Source organism: Hydrogenophaga sp. Root209 (assembly GCF_001428625.1).
Lineage (GTDB): Bacteria > Pseudomonadota > Gammaproteobacteria > Burkholderiales > Burkholderiaceae_C > Hydrogenophaga.
Genome location: NZ_LMIE01000034.1, coordinates 133,469 through 148,654, shown reverse-complemented (window position 1 = coordinate 148,654; position 15,186 = coordinate 133,469). Strand labels below are relative to the sequence as shown.

The 15,186-nt window shown below is 64.4% G+C and carries 12 protein-coding genes; all 12 read right to left on the bottom strand.

Features of this window, described 5'->3' with window-relative positions; genetic code table 11:
- Positions 1 to 449: 449 nt before the first annotated feature.
- Positions 450 to 698 (bottom strand): hypothetical protein, encoded by a 249-nt coding sequence (locus ASE11_RS26345; protein WP_200959414.1) that lies wholly within the window; start codon positions 696 to 698, stop codon positions 450 to 452.
- Positions 665 to 1,411: a TetR/AcrR family transcriptional regulator gene (locus ASE11_RS24855; RefSeq protein WP_235501463.1), complete on the bottom strand. Its 747-nt coding sequence runs from the start codon at positions 1,409 to 1,411 to the stop codon at positions 665 to 667. Before ASE11_RS24855 ends, ASE11_RS26345 begins: the two co-directional genes overlap by 34 nt.
- A gap of 144 nt (positions 1,412 to 1,555) precedes the next feature.
- Positions 1,556 to 2,749 carry an acyl-CoA dehydrogenase family protein gene (locus ASE11_RS24850; protein WP_056278480.1) on the bottom strand — a complete coding sequence of 398 codons (1,194 nt, stop codon included), beginning with the start codon at positions 2,747 to 2,749 and terminating at the stop codon, positions 1,556 to 1,558.
- 43 nt (positions 2,750 to 2,792) lie between these two features.
- Positions 2,793 to 4,574: an acyclic terpene utilization AtuA family protein gene (locus ASE11_RS24845; protein ID WP_056278478.1), complete on the bottom strand. Its 1,782-nt coding sequence runs from the start codon at positions 4,572 to 4,574 to the stop codon at positions 2,793 to 2,795.
- A gap of 31 nt (positions 4,575 to 4,605) precedes the next feature.
- On the bottom strand, positions 4,606 to 5,097 hold the full coding sequence (locus tag ASE11_RS25645) for a PaaI family thioesterase (protein WP_082586013.1): 492 nt from the start codon (positions 5,095 to 5,097) through the stop codon (positions 4,606 to 4,608).
- 38 nt (positions 5,098 to 5,135) lie between these two features.
- Entirely contained in the window at positions 5,136 to 6,776 is a 1,641-nt protein-coding gene (locus ASE11_RS24835; RefSeq protein ID WP_056278472.1) for an MBL fold metallo-hydrolase, read from the bottom strand.
- Between the two features lie 37 nt (positions 6,777 to 6,813).
- Entirely contained in the window at positions 6,814 to 8,268 is a 1,455-nt protein-coding gene (locus ASE11_RS24830; protein WP_056278469.1) for a vWA domain-containing protein, read from the bottom strand.
- Positions 8,252 to 9,220, bottom strand: coding sequence for an AAA family ATPase (locus tag ASE11_RS24825; RefSeq protein WP_056278467.1), 969 nt, complete (start codon positions 9,218 to 9,220; stop codon positions 8,252 to 8,254). The genes ASE11_RS24830 and ASE11_RS24825 overlap by 17 nt, the downstream gene beginning before the upstream one ends.
- On the bottom strand, positions 9,192 to 10,352 hold the full coding sequence (locus ASE11_RS24820) for an acyl-CoA dehydrogenase family protein (protein ID WP_056278464.1): 1,161 nt from the start codon (positions 10,350 to 10,352) through the stop codon (positions 9,192 to 9,194). The genes ASE11_RS24825 and ASE11_RS24820 overlap by 29 nt, the downstream gene beginning before the upstream one ends.
- Positions 10,349 to 11,524, bottom strand: a complete 1,176-nt coding sequence (locus ASE11_RS24815) for an acyl-CoA dehydrogenase family protein (protein WP_056278460.1) — start codon at positions 11,522 to 11,524, stop codon at positions 10,349 to 10,351. Before ASE11_RS24815 ends, ASE11_RS24820 begins: the two co-directional genes overlap by 4 nt.
- A 55-nt stretch (positions 11,525 to 11,579) precedes the next feature.
- A complete protein-coding gene (locus ASE11_RS24810; protein WP_056278457.1) occupies positions 11,580 to 13,541 on the bottom strand; it encodes an acetyl/propionyl/methylcrotonyl-CoA carboxylase subunit alpha in 1,962 nt (653 codons plus the stop codon).
- A gap of 8 nt (positions 13,542 to 13,549) precedes the next feature.
- The gene (locus ASE11_RS24805) at positions 13,550 to 15,169 is read right to left on the bottom strand and encodes an acyl-CoA carboxylase subunit beta (RefSeq protein ID WP_056278454.1); all 1,620 of its coding nucleotides are present in this window, start codon (positions 15,167 to 15,169) and stop codon (positions 13,550 to 13,552) included.
- Between the last annotated feature and the right edge of the window lie 17 nt (positions 15,170 to 15,186).

Sequence of the window (15,186 nt, the reverse complement as noted above, 5' to 3'; positions counted from 1 at the left end):
AGTGTTCTATTGACGATTTTTGTAACGCGTCATTGTACTACCTATCAGTAGGTTGTCAATTCTTATGTGCGGCTTTACAAACAGGCCCCAGGACCAAGCGAAATTCGCTGCTTCAGCTGAGCTGAACCGTTCGCGACATTCACATGATCGGCAGGATCAGCGCGACCCAGCGACGTCAAGTGGAACACCTTCTGCGCTGTTCGGCTCTACGACTGTGACTCGCTTTCAGGTAGTGTCATGGCGCGATCTTCTTGTCTCCACCTTGTTGTGGTGGTTGCGGCCGACAGTCATGCCGTATCTCCGCCATGGAGAAGAACGCCGGGCGCCAATGAAGACTACCGCTGATTGGAGTAGTTCGCGTAGGACGTAGTCGTGGCTGGCCAGTCCGAGAAAACGCCAATCACACCCGCCTCGCGGACGAGCACGTCGAGCACACGCATCATGTCGCCTTAGGTCTTGATGGCCGAATCGAACGTCTGGTAATACAGGCCGTTGTCGCCATCGGCCAGCAGACCCGAGCGCTCCAGGGTCCAGGCAATGATGTCCAGACCGGCCGAGCGGGCGTTTCGCGCGTACTGCGAGGGCGCGATCCACTCTGAAGTGTCGGTGCTCAGCAGGGCGAAGATCGGCGGCGCCATGATGTTGATGCCCTGGCTCTTGTACTTCACGAGTTCGGCCTGGCTGGGCAGATCGGCCACGGTGTTGGCGTCGTCCGGATACACCGCCTGACGCCCAAAGGCGCGTTCAACATCAAGTCCGGCTTTGCCGGGGGGACGTGTATGCACAGGGCCACCACTGCGTCGGTCAGGTCATCAATCGAGATTCCCATTTCAGACTTGAACCACTGCGCTGACCCGTTCAGCACACCAAAGATCAAATGGCGCGCAACCGGAACCTCGACTTGCAAGCAGCCAGTCAACGAGAGCTCTTGGAGCACGGACGTCCATGTCGCTTCGTATTCACCTTGCAGCTTCGCGATGACTTTGTGCTGCATAGCATTGAGGTAGCGCGACTCGTAGAGCACCACATGCATGAAGTCGCTGTTTGGTCCCAGAATCGTTTCGAAATGCGATCGGATCAATTGCCGCAGCGTGGTCACAGCGTCATGCTCGGCAAGTAGCACGATCATCTGGCGCGCCATCGCGCTGCGCATGCCTTCCTGAATCACTTCATGCAATAGCGCATCCTTGCTTTTGAAGTGACAAAACAGTGATCCGGAATGCATGCCGACGGCGCAGGCGATGTCGCGCGTGCTCGTGCCGTTGAAGCCGTAGCGTCGAAACAGTTTGGCCGCGGCCTTGACGACATCTTGGCGGCGATTGCCTTCATTTCGCTCCTGCGGCGTCTTGCGTGGGCGGCCTCGCGGCCGCTTGGCTGCTTCGAAAGTGGGGAGGGAGCGCACGGCACACATCATCCGAAAACGAGTAGCGAGGCCTGCCAATGATGTCGGGTCGAAAGCTCAGACGACCCCGAAAACGGCGGACGGAGGCCTCGACCGTATTGCGAACATCGGTCTCGGTCTGGGTGGTCGGTACCGGGGATGACGGCCATCGGCTCAGTATGACTTAGGCAAGCCCAATACATGTTCGCCGATGTAGTTGAGCAGCATCTCGTTGTTGATGGGCGCGATTTCCAGCAGGCGCACCATGGGCCACAACGTGATGATGTCGTAGTCGCGGTCGAATCCGTAGCCGCCGTGGGTTTGCAGCGCGGCCTCTACGGCGGCCACCGCCGCTTGCGAGCCCAGCAGCTTGGCCATGTTGGCGTGGGCACCAGCATCCTCGCCGGCGTCGAAGCGCTCGGCGGCGTTGTAGGTCATCAGCCGCGCTGCCTCGATCTGCGCCTTGGCCTGCGCCATACGGTGCTGCAGTGCCTGGTAGGAGCCAATTGGCTTGCCGAAGGGCTTACGCTCCTTCGAATAGGCTACCGCCTTGGCCAGCGCATAGTCGCCCAAGCCGATTGCGGCTCCAGCGGCCAGCAGGCGCTCCGAGTTCAGGCCTTCGAACATCAGCTTGGCGCCCTTGCCGGCTTCGCCGATCAGTGCGTCGGCGGGCAGCTTGACGTTGTCAAAGAACACCATGTACTGGCGCTCGGCGGTTTCGACCTGGATGTTGAGTTGCGTCAGCTGGATTCCGGGCGTTTTCATGTCAAGCACGAACAGCGAGATGCCGTCGGTGCGATGCTTCACCTCGCCTGCCTTGGTGGTGCGTGCGATCACCAGCATGTAGTCGGCATCGCGCGCGCCAGAAATGAAGACCTTTTGGCCATTGAGCACCCAGCCATCGCCGTCCGGTGTGGCCAGTGTGGTCATGGCAAAGCTGTTGGTGCCGGCATTGGGCTCGGTGATGGCAAAACACAACTTCTTCTCGCCGGTGCAAGTCGGCGTGACGTATTTCCTGATCTGCTCGGGTGTGCCGTGGCGCATGATCGGTACCCGGCCCAGCCCTGTGACGACCAGGAACAGCGTGGGCACGCCGGCCAAAGCCAGCGCTTCATTGAGCGCGGTGATCTCCAGTACGCCGCCTCCGGAGCCGCCATACTCTTCCGGGACGGACAGGCCGAGCAGGCCGAACTCGCCGAGCTTTTGCCACAGCTCGTCGGGGAAGCGATCTTCCTTGATGCACTGGAGGATGTAGCTGCGCGGGTACAGGGTGGTGACGCCGCGGGTGGCTTCCTGCACATCGCGGATACGCGCGCTCAAGGCGGTGGAAGCCGTGTTGGCTATCGCGGTAGTGGCCGAGGTGTTCATGGTGTATTTCTCTGTCTTGGATTGGGGGCAGGGGCGAAAGTTGTCAAAGTGCCAAGTCGGCTGGGATCGGGACTGGAAAATCGAGCAGCATCTGCGCAAAGGCTTTGCCCTGCGAGTCCATGCGAACCGAAGCGATGCCGCCGCCGCCCAGGGCTTCGTGCATCAGAAAGTTCAGCGCGTGCGTGCCGGGCAGGTCAAAGCGCTGCACGCTGCCCTTGACGAGGTGGGCGAACCAGGCCGCCACGGCCTGCTCGGTCAGGGCGGCGCGGATGAAAGGCAGGTAGCCGGGTTGACGCGCCAGGACGCCGATGTTGGCGGCGTCGCCCTTGTCGCCGCTGCGGCCCCAGGCCAGCTTCACCAGCGGCACTATGCGCGTGCCGCGCGCATAGGCGTCGGCGGCAGGCAGCGGGCCGCCGACCTGGGGCAGGGTCGCCGGATCAAACGCCTGGCCGTGCCATGGCGGTGCCGCCACGGTCTTGTCGCCCATGTCGATGCTCGCGGCCAGCTGGGTCTTGGGGATCAGGCAGGAAAACAGCCGAACCACCGGTTGCACCTTGGGTCGACCACCGGTGAAGCCCGTGATGGCCGGGGCCGACATCAGGGCCATCGGCGCCACTTCGCGCGAAAACAGTTCGAGTGCGTCCTTGACCGGGTGGCGCACGCCGACCTTGAGCATCACTTCGCGCGCATCGGGCCGAGCGTGGGGGCCGTAGGTGTCTTCAGCGCCGATGGCCTCGACACAAGTTTCGGTGAAGTCGGGCCAACCGCGCTGTGCATAGTGTCGCCGCATGCGCGCCAGCATTGCGGCGCCGACGCGCTGCCCCTTGGCGCCGGCATTGATGCCGCCGATCATGAACAAGCTCATGGCCCGAAAGCCGTCGGCGTAGGTGACGCTGACTTTGGCCTGATCGGTCGGCGGGAGGCCGCGCGCGCCCTTGACCTCGACGCGGTCGGGGCCGATCTGCGTCAGCGTGACGCTGGTGAAGTCGCACACCACATCGGGCAGGATGTAGGCGCGCGGGTCGCCGATTTCATAGAGCATCTGCTCGCCCACCGTGGAGTGGCAGACCAGCCCGCCAGTGCCTTCGGGCTTGGTGATGACGAAGCTGCCGTCGGCGCGGCACTCGGCGATGGGAAAGCCCATGTCGTCCCAGCCCGGCACCGAATCCCAGTCAGTGTAGTTGCCGCCGGTGGCCTGCGTGCCGCACTCGATCAGGTGACCAGCCAGGCTGCCCTGCGCGAGCAGATCGTGGTCGGCGGCGGTCCAGCCAAAGGCATGGATAAGCGGCGCCAGTGTGACCGCGCTGTCGACGCAGCGGCCAGTGACCACGACGTCGGCGCCGGCATCGAGCGCCGCGGCGATCGGGAAGGCGCCCAGATAGGCGTTGGCGCTCATGACTTTTTGTGGAAAGGGGCTGCCCGCGAACATCTCTTGGATGTTGGCCGAGCGCAGGGCCTCAACCTGGGGCATCAGGTCGTCGCCCAGCACGGCGGCGATGTTCAGATCGACACCTTCGGCCTGGGCTGCAGCCACCAGCGCAGCGCGACAGGCAGACGGGTTGACACCGCCCGCGTTGGCAATGACCTTGATGCCGCGCGACTTCAGTTCCTTCATCAGGGGCTGGAGGGTGGTCACGAAATCCGGTGCATAGCCCTGTGCCGGGTCTTTGGCCTTGGCGCGGCTGAGCAGCGACATGGTGATTTCGGCCAAGTAGTCGAACACCAGGACGTCGATGTTGCCGCGCTGCACCAGTTGGGCGGCGGCGAACTCGGAGTCGCCCCAGAAGCCCGAGGCGCTGCCAATACGAAGGGTTATTTTTTTCATGGATGTCTCCGGGTTATTCGGGGGAGCGGGGTCAGCGCGGGGTGGATGCAATACTGCGCGGCCAGAACACGCGCCAGATACCCTTGGCGGTGGCGCAAACTGTGCCATTGGCATCCAGGAACTCCCCTTCGGCAAATGCCGTCGTGCGGCTGATGCGCACCACCTTGCCGCGTGCTTCGAAGCTATCGCCCACGGCGGCATTGAGGAAGGTGATGTCGAGGTTGATCGTGAACTGGCGAAGCTCGAAGGGATCAATGTCGGACGCCTCGGGCATGGCCAGCAGCGAGGAGATGATGGCCCAGCCAAGCGCACCGTCGAACATATAGGAGATGACGCCGCCATTGAGCACGGTGTCCGAACCGCCGCCGCCGCGTTGGGTGGGAAGGGCCTTAGGAAGTCGTACAACAGCTCGGCCTACAGCTGTTTCTTCAACTTCAAGCCCTTGCGCCTTCAGAAAAGGGCTATCGTTCCAGCCTTGCTTGCAAGCTGCGATGCGGTCAAGGTTGGGGGCGTTGGTATTCATATTGAGCTCCTGTGGGTTGTCTAAAAAGCGTATGGGGTTCAAAGCATCGCGAGTTGCTCGATGCGTTGCACATGGGCCGCCAACGAACGGCGCGCCAGTGGCCAGAGCGCTGCGGGGGTGTCGTCATAGGCCAGAGTTAGCCAGTCGTCCAAGCCGCCTTGCGGGACGGCGCGCATGGCCGCTAGCACCCTGGCCTCGCGCCGCAGGCGGTGCGCCTTTAGCTGCGCAATGGACTGCGCCGCCCAGCCAATGACGTGACCGTGCGCCGGCAGGATGAACTCGATACCGTCCTTCTCGCAGATCTGCGCCAGGCGGTCCAGCGAATCGAGATAGGCGCTCATGTCGCCATCGGGCGGGTCGATGATGGTGGTACTTCCGCTGAGGATGTGGTCGCCCGAAAACAGCAGACCGTCTTCTTCGAGGATGAGGCAGAGGTGGTTGGCTGCGTACCCTGGTGTATGGACCACGCGCAGGGTGCTTTTGTGCTCGCCATCGTGCAGCATCAGGCGCTCGCCGTCGGCCAGAGCTCGGTCGGGGGCGAAGACAGCCGTGGAGCGGGCAGTGGCGGCGCAAGCCAGGCCCAGCACCGGCGGAGTATGGCCTGCCAGGCGGGCGCAGGCCTGGGCCAGCGGCTGCGCGGCGGGGGAGTGGTCCGGGTGCGAGTGGGTGCAGACGATGGCCGTGATCTGGCCTGCCGTGAAAGCGAGCAGGCGCTCGATATGGTCGTTCAGCAAGGGGCCCGGATCAATGACGATGTAGCCGCTGGACGCGTCTCCAAGGATGTAGCTGTTGGTGCCGGGGCCGGTCATGATGCTGGCGTTGGGGGCGGTGAGACGATGCAGGTGCCGCAACAAGGGCACCGGCCGCTCGTGTTGCCAGTCCAGCGGGTGCTCGAGCTGGCCGTCCGGGCAGACCAGCGCGAGTTCGCCGTACGGCGCTTCATGCTCCATGAAACGCTGAAGTTGACCGCTGACCAGACCACCCCGAGGGCAGGAGTTCCACAGTGGCACGTCTTCGGTACAGGCCGCCAGGGCCTGCTCGGCTTGCTCGAAATCCGCCAACCAGTGCAGGGTGCGGATGGTTGGAAAGATCATGAAAAAGTTGCCGGCTTGGTGTTTCGTCAGCGCATCCTCGGGCCTGACCCAGACGGGCTCGAACTGTTCCATTTCGTCGGCCACCGGCTCCTGCTGGTCGGGCATCAGCGCAACGAAGAAGGCGGTGTTGAAACGCTTGGGCACGCTGCGATCGGTGGTCCAGCAGGCCAGCATGCGCGCCCGATCGAGCGTTAGTGACCAGCCCTGGCTTTGCAGTTGCGGGTACAGCGCTTCACTGCGGTCCAGCGCTTGAAGGTGGGTGCGGGTGATCGGCTTGTCATCGGCCTGCACCGCCAGCAGGATGCCCAATTCCTCGAAGGTTTCCCTCAGTGCAGCCAGTGCTGCCGTGCGGTAGCGTCCGCCCGCGTTGGGGGCGCGTGCCAGTGTATGCGCCTGGTGGTCGTCAGCGTCCACTCGCCCGCCGGGGAAAACATAGGCGCCAGGCAAGAAGCTGGCTTTTGGCGAGCGCCGGGTCATCAACACTTCGACGCCAAGCGCACCATCACGCAGCAGCAGCAGGGTGGCGGCCGGGTGCGCGGTGACCGGCTCTCTGTGGGGGTGGAGCTGCAATGTGGGGCGGACCATGGGCAGTGTCTGTTGAGCGAGGATGTGGGTTTGGGCTTCAGGCGCTGGCAGAGTGGGTGCGCAGCAAGGCGTCGAGCGTGCTTTCCAGGTGTGCGAGGGAATTGCATTCGCGCGCGATGTGGCAATAAGGGGCGTAGCGCTTCATCTCCGAATCGCCCAGGCCCCAGAACGACACCGGCTCGGGGTTGAGCCAGATGACCCGGCGCGCGCGCTGGTAGAGCAGTTGCATGACTTGAGCCTGGGCTTGACCGCGGTTGTTGCGCGCGTCGCCGAGAATCAGCACGGTGGTGCGGCGATCGATGTCCTCGAGCAACTGCGCCTCGATGTCGAGCAGCGTCTGCCCATAGTCGGTGCCACTGCCGCCCACCGCCTGCATCACTTTGTCGACCGCCTGTTCGACCGGCAGCGACTCAAAGGTGTCGCTCACCTCGACCAGGTGGTTGGTGAAAGCGAAGCTGCGCAGGTCGCTCACCTGCTCACCCAGACTGTGCAGGAACAGCAACAAAAAACGCGCGTACTGGCGCACCGAGCCGCTGACGTCGCAGATCGCCACCACGCGTGGCCGGTCCACCACTTTGGAGCGCCAGAAGGTCTCGAACATTACGCCATCGTAGGCAGCGTTTTTGCGCAGGGTCTTGCGAAAGTCGAGCTGGCCGCGCACCCGCTTCTTCTTGCGCCGCGAGTGGCGATCGGCCAGTCGCTTGGCGATTTTGCTGACGATGACGTGCATGCGCGCGAAATCACGCTTTTCGATGTTGGAGAGCTTTTGCGATTGCAGGAAGTCGTCGTGCAACTGGCGCGTCGGTGCCGTGCCGTAGAGCGCGAGTTTGCGTTCGACAAAATTGCGCACCTCCTCGAACAATTTCTTGCGCATCCGTTCGAGGTCTTTGGCACGCTCGGGCGCCAGCGTCTGGCGTTTGGCGTCAGAGATTTCGCGGTCCAGCAGCTCCAGCCCCATGGCCTGCTGGATCTTTTGGGTGTAGTAGCCCTTTTGGGTGAAAAACCAGATGTCGGTCAGGCCCACCTCGCGCGCGGCTTCCTGCATGCGCTTTGCCAGTGCCGCAGAGTCACCCGACAGCAACAACTGCGACAAGGCCTGGCCACCGCTGCCCTGACAGCCGCCCGGCCCACCGGAACCGGTTGCGGTCTGTTTGTTTTGGGCTGGGTCCGGCAGGTCTTGCGCGGCCATGGCGTCTGAAGCGGGGTTGGCGTTGGGGTCGGTGTCGGGCCTGAAGGAGGGCTTGGCCGGACTGCCTTGCGCGGCCATGTTTTCGAAGGAATTGAAACGGAAGAAGCGGTCAAAGGCCTCGTCGTACAGGGCGCGATCCGGGGTGGTTTTCGCCAGTGTCGTGCCCAGTGCGCTTTTCAGGAGGGTGCGGTCGCTCCAGCCGACCAGCGCCACGGCGCGCGCCGCATCGACCTGGGCGTTGAGGCTGATCTCGAGGTCGCTGCCGCGCAGCGCCTTGAAGAAATCCTCAAGCGTGGCTTGCACGGGGAATCTCCGCATCCTTGCGCGCTTGTTGCAGCAGGGCCGGCAGTTGCTCGCTGGCCGAGGCGATGTCCTGCTCGAACTTGAGGAAGACACTGAGCGTGCCCTTCACCATGTCCAGGCTCAAGTGTTCGGCGTGCAGCAGCAGCAGCGTTTTGGCCCAGTCGATGGTCTCGCTGACCGAGGGCTGCTTTTTCAGGCCCATCTGCCGCACCGCCTGAATGAAAGCGACCAGTTCGCGGTTCAGTGTTTCCGACAGGCCTGGCACGCGGCGCTCCAGAATGCGCCGCTCCAGCTTCGCCTCGGGGAATGGAATGTGCAAGTGCAGGCAGCGGCGCTTGAGCGCGTCGCTCATCTCGCGCGTGTTGTTGCTGGTGAGAAAAACGATGGGCTTTACCTTGGCCTTGATGGTGCCGAGTTCGGGCACCGAGACCTGAAAGTCGGACAGCACTTCGAGCAGGAAAGCCTCGAACTCGGGGTCGGACTTGTCAACCTCGTCCACCAACAGCACGCAGCCGCGCTCCTGGTGCAAGGCCTGATAGAGCGGGCGCGGCTCAAGAAAGTGCTCGGAAAAGAACAGATCGTCGTGCGCATGCAGCCGCTCGATGGAGGCCGCGAGTCCCACCGCGCCTTGCATCATCTCCCCCAGTTTGTCCTTGAGGAGTTGCGTATAGAGCAATTGCTTGCCGTATTTCCACTCGTACAAGGCCTTGGATTCGTCCAGGCCTTCGTAACACTGCATGCGGATCAGGGGCACGTCGAGAATCTCGGCCATGCCCTTGGCCAGTTCGGTCTTGCCGACGCCGGCCGGGCCTTCGACAAGGATCGGCTTTTCCAGATTGAATCCCAGATAGACCGAGGTGGCGATTTCGCGGCTGGCAATGTAGTCGACCGCAGCCAGCCGCTGCGCCAGGCCATCGATGGAGTCAAAGTGGGGTTGGTGTAGTGTTTTCACGGGGTTCCTTGGAGAGCAGCATTTTTTCGCCGGTTTGAAGTTGTCGGGATTCGGCGATGCCGCGGGCTATGCCCTGCACCAGGCGCAGATCGCGCGCCAGGTTGAGCAGGGTCGGTTCACGGTCGTCCAGGGCCGCGGCAAAGGATTCACAGGTGCCTTGCCAGCGATCAAGCAGGCGGCGCGCGCCCAGATTGAATGCCGCCAACGCCTCGTTGGGTCCGTGCTGGTCCAGGTGCTGGGCGGCATGACGTGCAACGGGCGAGAGGGCATCGAGTTCGAGTTGCAAGCCACCCAGGTCCCGGGTCAATGCAGGGGTCCGGGCGGAGCTTTGGAACCAGCGCGCCAATGTATCCAGCTCGGCTTGCATGGCGCCGAGCATGGGGCCCAGCAGCAGGGCGTCTTCGATCGCGCGCAGCGGCCGAGCGATGGTGTCGAAAGCCTGTCCAGGCTCGCCAAGGCGCTGGCTTTCCGGCACCCGGCAGCCGACAAGTTGCATGCCGCAATGGCCGAGCGGCGCCAGTCCGCGCACTTTGTCGTCCAGTTGGCGGGTCAGGCCCGGTGTGTTGACCTCAACGACGAAAGCATCGAAGCGCCTGCGCCCCTCGTGTTCGCCGCTCACGGCCAGCACGATGACGGCATCGGCTGCCGGGCCGTTGCTGACAAAGGCCTTGTGGCCGTCAAGGAGCCAGTCGCTGCCGTCCTGAATCGCCCGGCAGCTCAGGTGTTTGGGGTGTGCGCCGGTGCCGGGCTCGGAGATCGCGAGTGCCAGTAATGTGTCGCCAAGCGCCATGGATCGCAGCAGCGCACGATGCCGGTCGCTGCGCAGATTCGGCGCCAGCACGAAGCGTCCCAGCATCTGCTGCATCATCCACGCCATGCCCAGACCCAGGCTGGCGGATTCCCGGGCGACGATGCCGGCCACAGCGCTGACCTGCACGGCGTCCGTGACGGGCGCCCCGCCGTCGCTGTCGAAGCCCACACCGAGCAGGCCGCTGGCGCCGAGATGACGCCACCAGGCACGGGGGAAGCCGTGCGCGCAGTCAGGCGCTGGCGCGCCCGACAAGGCCAGGCGCATGGCCTCGGGCAGCGCCGAAGGCGGCATGTGCTGTGTGGGTGAGGCGGCGGACTTCATCCAGGGCTTCCGGCGTAAAACCCGAGCTGGCGCGCCGCCAGGTCGCGCATCACCTCTTCGGCGCCGCCACCGATGGCGTTGACCTTGACTTCGCGGTAAATGCGCTCCACCTTGACGCCGCGCATGAAACCGGCGCCGCCGTGCAGTTGCACCGCCTCGCTGGCGCAATAGGCCATGGTCTGGGTGGCCTGGTTCTTCAGCAGGCAGATTTCGCCCACCGGCGTATCGCCCTGTTCGACGCGCCAGGCGAGCAATTCCAGCATGGCCTGGGTCGCCTCGACGCGCATGGCCATGTCGGCGAGTTTGTGGCGGGTGACCTGCTGGTCGATCAGGCGGCCGCCGAACATCTCGCGCTCACGCGACCAGGCCAGCGCCTCGTCCAGGCAGACGCGGGCAAAGCCGTTGGCGCCGGCGGCGAGAAAGATGCGCTCGCGGTTGAAATTCTTCATGATGGCCTTGAAGCCCTGGTTTTCCACCCCCACCAGGTTCTCCACTGGCACGCGGCAATGGTCGAAATACAGGGCGGCGGTGTCGGAGCACCACCAGCCCATTTTTCTCAAAGGCGTTTGCGTAAAGCCGGGCGTGCCTTTCTCGATCAGCAGCAGCGACACGCCGCCTGGCCCCGGCCCGCCAGTGCGCACCGCCACGGTGTAGAAGTCGGCGCGCATGCCGGAGGTGATGAACGTTTTCGAGCCGTTGACGACATAGTGATCACCATCCCTGCGCGCCGTGGTCTTGAGGTTGGCCACGTCCGAGCCGCCGGAGGGTTCGGTGATGCCGAGTGCGCTGATCTTCTCGCCCCGCAGCACCGGCGGCAAGACGCGCTGCTTCAGCGCCTCGCTGCCCACGTTGACGATGGGCGGGCAGCCGATGGTGTGCGACAGCAGACTCGCCAGGACACCACCAGCACCGCAACGCGCCAGTTCCTGCGCGGCGATGATGGTCATGAACAGGTCGCCGTCGTTGCCGCCGAAGGCTTCAGGAAAACCCAGGCCCAGCAGGCCGATTTCGGCCGCCTTGCGGTACAACGCGACAGGAAAGGACTCGGCTTCGTCCCAGGCATCCACGTGCGGACTGATTTCTCTGGCGACGAAGCGGCGCATCGCGTCGCGGAACGCCAGATGCTCGGGCGTATAGAAGGGACTCTTGGCAGGCAGGGTTTCGGCAGGCATGCGTTTTACTCTCCGTGGATGTGGCGTGTGTCGCGCGTGCCGAGCGGTGCGCGCCTCAATCAGGCTGCTCGACCAGTGACACCAACAATGCGCGCGTGGCAACCTGGTCGCCAGCGCGCACAGCTACCTGGTCCACCACGCCATCGCGACGGGCCAGCAGTTGATGCTCCATCTTCATGGCTTCGAGCACCGCCAGGCGTTGCCCCTTGGTGACCGTGTCGCCATGTTGGACGTCAACGGCCAGCACCCGTCCATTCATGGGTGCGAGCACGCGTGACTCCGTACTGCCTGCCGCCGCGGCCGGGGGGTCATAGGTCAGGTCTTCAAAGCTGGCACTCAGGTCGCCCAGCTCCAAGTGCAACACGCCGCCGGCAAACACCGCAGCCGCGTGCTGCTGCACGCCATCGGCGATCAGGTGCAGGCACTCGCCTTCGCGCCCGCTGAGGGTGATGTGGTGCAGCGCCGCGCCCACTTCGAGCGTGTAGCTGTGGGTGCCAGTGACCGTGATGTGCACGGCATGGCGGTGTTCGCCCTCGCCGATCAGCATCGGCCAGCGTGCCGGTCCGCTGGAGCGCCAGGGCGCGGCTGCGACCGGCGTGGCGCTGGCTTCAAACCACAGCGTGCCGGCCAGCGCCAGCGCCAGCGAGTCGGGCTGGGGCCGCACCAGCGCCGCAGCGCCGAAGTGCTGGGCGATAAAGGCAGTGGTCGTTTCGCCAGCGGCGAAGGCCGGGTGGCTGGCCACGGCTTCGAGGAAGGCACGGTTGTGGGGCAGGCCGAGCAGGCGGGTGCGTTGCAGCGCACCGATCAGGCGCCGTCGGGCTTCGTCGCGGGTCGCGCCGTGCACAATGATTTTGGCGATCATGGGGTCGTAGTGCGGGCTGACGGTCTGGCCTGATGCCAAGCCGTGGTCAACGCGCACGCCTTCGCCCGTGGGCGGGCACCAGAGCGCAACATCGCCACTTTGCGGCAGGAAGCCGTTGTACGGATCTTCGGCGTACAGGCGCACTTCGATGGCGTGCCCGTTCAAGTGCACTTGCTCCTGCGTCAGCGGCAAGTGCTCGCCACGGGCCACGGCGATCTGCCAGGCCACCAGGTCCAGCCCGGTGATGCACTCGGTCACCGGGTGTTCGACCTGCAGCCGCGTGTTCATCTCCAGAAAGTAGAAGCGCCCTTCGCTGTCGAGCAGAAACTCCACCGTGCCGGCGCCGACGTAGTTCACGGTGCGCGCAGCCGCCACCGCCGCCGCGCCCATTTGCTCGCGCAGCTGGGGCGTGACCGCCGGGGAGGGCGCTTCCTCGAACACCTTCTGGTGCCGGCGCTGGATCGAGCAGTCGCGTTCGCCCAGGTGGATGATGTGGCCGTGCTGGTCGCCGAAGACCTGGATTTCGACATGGCGCGGCTCAATCACCGCGCGCTCCAGGATGAGCTCTTCGCTGCCGAAGGCGTTGCCTGCTTCCGAGCGGGCGCTGGCCAGGGCGACCGCGAGGTCTTGCGGGTGTTCGACCAGTCGCATGCCTCGCCCGCCACCGCCCGCCGCCGCCTTGACCATGATCGGGAAACCGATCTCGGCAGCCTTCGTGAGCAGCGTGGCATCGGACTGGTCGGTGCCCTGATAGCCCGGCACGCAGGGCACGCCCGCCGCCAGCATCAGGCGTTTGGCGCCGGCCTTGTTGCCCATTTTCAGGATGGCCTGCGGGTCCGGGCCGATGAACACCAGCCCGGCGTCCAGGCAAGCTTGCGCAAAGCCGTCGTTCTCGGACAGGAAGCCGTAGCCGGGGTGTACCGCGTCGGCACCGGTGCTGCGCGCCGCCGCCAGCAGCGCCGCAACGTTGAGGTAGCTCTCCCGTACCGGCGCCGGGCCGATGCACACTGCCTCGTCGGCCAGGGCAACATGCAGCGCTTGGGCATCTGCTTCGCTGTAAACGGCCACCGTGCGGTAGCCCAGCGCCTGGGCCGTGCGGATGATCCGGCAGGCGATCTCGCCGCGGTTGGCAATCAGGATTTTGGTGAAGTTCATCAGGGTTCTCACATCCGTGCCACGCCAAAGGTGTTCGAAAGCAAGGGCCGCAACCCGGCTTCCCGACACACCGCCAGGGTGGTGGCGAGCGCGCGGCGGGTGTCGCGCGGGTCGATGATGCCGTCGTCCCACAGGCGCGCGGTGGCAAACAGCGAATGCGATTCGAGGTCAAAACGTGCCAGGATCTCGCTTTTCATGGTGGCCATGGTTTCGGCGGGTGGCTCCTTGCCGGTGCGGGCAAATTTTTCTTCGGTGACGATGCGCATCACGGTGGCGGCCTGCTCGCCGCCCATCACAGCCACCCGCGCGTTGGGCCAGGCGAACACGAAGCGCGGATCGTAGGCGCGGCCACACATGCCGTAGTTGCCGGCACCGAAGGAGGCACCTGTCATCACGGTGATTTGCGGCACGGTGGCATTGGCCACGGCCTGGATCATCTTGGCGCCATGCTTGATCATGCCGACCTGCTCCACATCCTTGCCGACCATGAAGCCGGTGGTGTTCTGCAGATAGACGATCGGGGTGCCCGACTGGCAGCACAACTGGATGAACTGGGTCGCCTTGGTGGCGCCTTGCGGATCAATGGGCCCGTTGTTGCCGATGAAGCCGCAAGGGTATCCCTCGATGGCACCATGGCCGCACACGGTACTGGAGCCGTACAACGATTTGAATTCGAGGAAGTCGGAGTCGTCGATCACCCGCGCCAGCACTTCGCGCATGTCGTAGGGCTGGCGAAAGTCAACCGGCACCACGCCCGCCAGTTGCTCGACCGGATAACGCGGCTCTTTCCAGGTCTTCACCGCGCGCATCGGCAAGCGGTCGTTCCACGGCAGCCGCGCCAAGATGTCGCGTGCGATGCGGATGCCGTCCGCATCGTCCTCGGCCAGGTACTCGGCCACGCCCGACATCGAACAGTGCATCTCGGCGCCGCCCAGCTCTTCGTCGGTGGCGATCTCGCCGGTGGCGGCTTTTAGCAAGGGTGGGCCGGCCAGGAAAGCCTTTGCACGGCCGCGCACCATGATCACATAGTCGGACATGCCCGGAAGGTAGGCGCCGCCGGCAGTTGAGTGGCCGTGCATCACGCAGACCTGTGGAATGCCCCTGGCCGATAGCCGCGCCTGGTTGGCGAAGCCGCGGCCGCCTTCAATGAACACCTCGCCCACATGCATCAGGTTGGCGCCGCCGGACTCGACCAGTCGCACCACTGGCAGTTTGTTCTCCAGTGCGATGGCTTCGGCGCGAAGGCTCTTCTTCATGCCCATCGGTGTGATGGTGCCGCCCTTGATCGCGCTGTCGGATGCGATCACCACGCAACGGATGCCCGACACCACCCCGATGCCGCAGATGATCCCGCCCCCCAGCACGTTCTTCTCGCCGTCGTCGTCGTGCATCCTGAAGCCGGCCAGGGTCGAAAACTCCAGCCACGACGAGCCGCGGTCGAGCAGCAGCGCGATGCGCTCACGCGGCAGCAGCTGTTTGCGGGCGCGGAACTTGGCTTCTTGGCTGTTCGACGTGTTGCGCACACGGTCTTCGAGCGTGCGGAAACTGTCGATCAGCGCGAGCATCTGTGCGCGCTCGCGCTGGAAGCTCTCTGACTGCGGGTCGACTTGACTTTGAATGGCGGGCATGGGCGGTTCTCGCTGAA

What these genes read in the sequence shown, in the direction of transcription:
- ASE11_RS24805 (WP_056278454.1), bottom strand. Translation starts at nt 15,169, where the DNA reads ATGCCCGCCATTCAAAGTCAAGTCGACCCGCAGTCAGAGAGCTTCCAG.
- ASE11_RS25645 (WP_082586013.1), bottom strand. Translation starts at nt 5,097, where the DNA reads ATGAATACCAACGCCCCCAACCTTGACCGCATCGCAGCTTGCAAGCAA.
- ASE11_RS24810 (WP_056278457.1), bottom strand. Translation starts at nt 13,541, where the DNA reads ATGAACTTCACCAAAATCCTGATTGCCAACCGCGGCGAGATCGCCTGC.
- ASE11_RS24835 (WP_056278472.1), bottom strand. Translation starts at nt 6,776, where the DNA reads ATGGTCCGCCCCACATTGCAGCTCCACCCCCACAGAGAGCCGGTCACC.
- ASE11_RS24820 (WP_056278464.1), bottom strand. Translation starts at nt 10,352, where the DNA reads ATGAAGTCCGCCGCCTCACCCACACAGCACATGCCGCCTTCGGCGCTG.
- ASE11_RS24850 (WP_056278480.1), bottom strand. Translation starts at nt 2,749, where the DNA reads ATGAACACCTCGGCCACTACCGCGATAGCCAACACGGCTTCCACCGCC.
- ASE11_RS24815 (WP_056278460.1), bottom strand. Translation starts at nt 11,524, where the DNA reads ATGCCTGCCGAAACCCTGCCTGCCAAGAGTCCCTTCTATACGCCCGAG.
- ASE11_RS24855 (WP_235501463.1), bottom strand. Translation starts at nt 1,411, where the DNA reads ATGTGTGCCGTGCGCTCCCTCCCCACTTTCGAAGCAGCCAAGCGGCCG.
- ASE11_RS24845 (WP_056278478.1), bottom strand. Translation starts at nt 4,574, where the DNA reads ATGAAAAAAATAACCCTTCGTATTGGCAGCGCCTCGGGCTTCTGGGGC.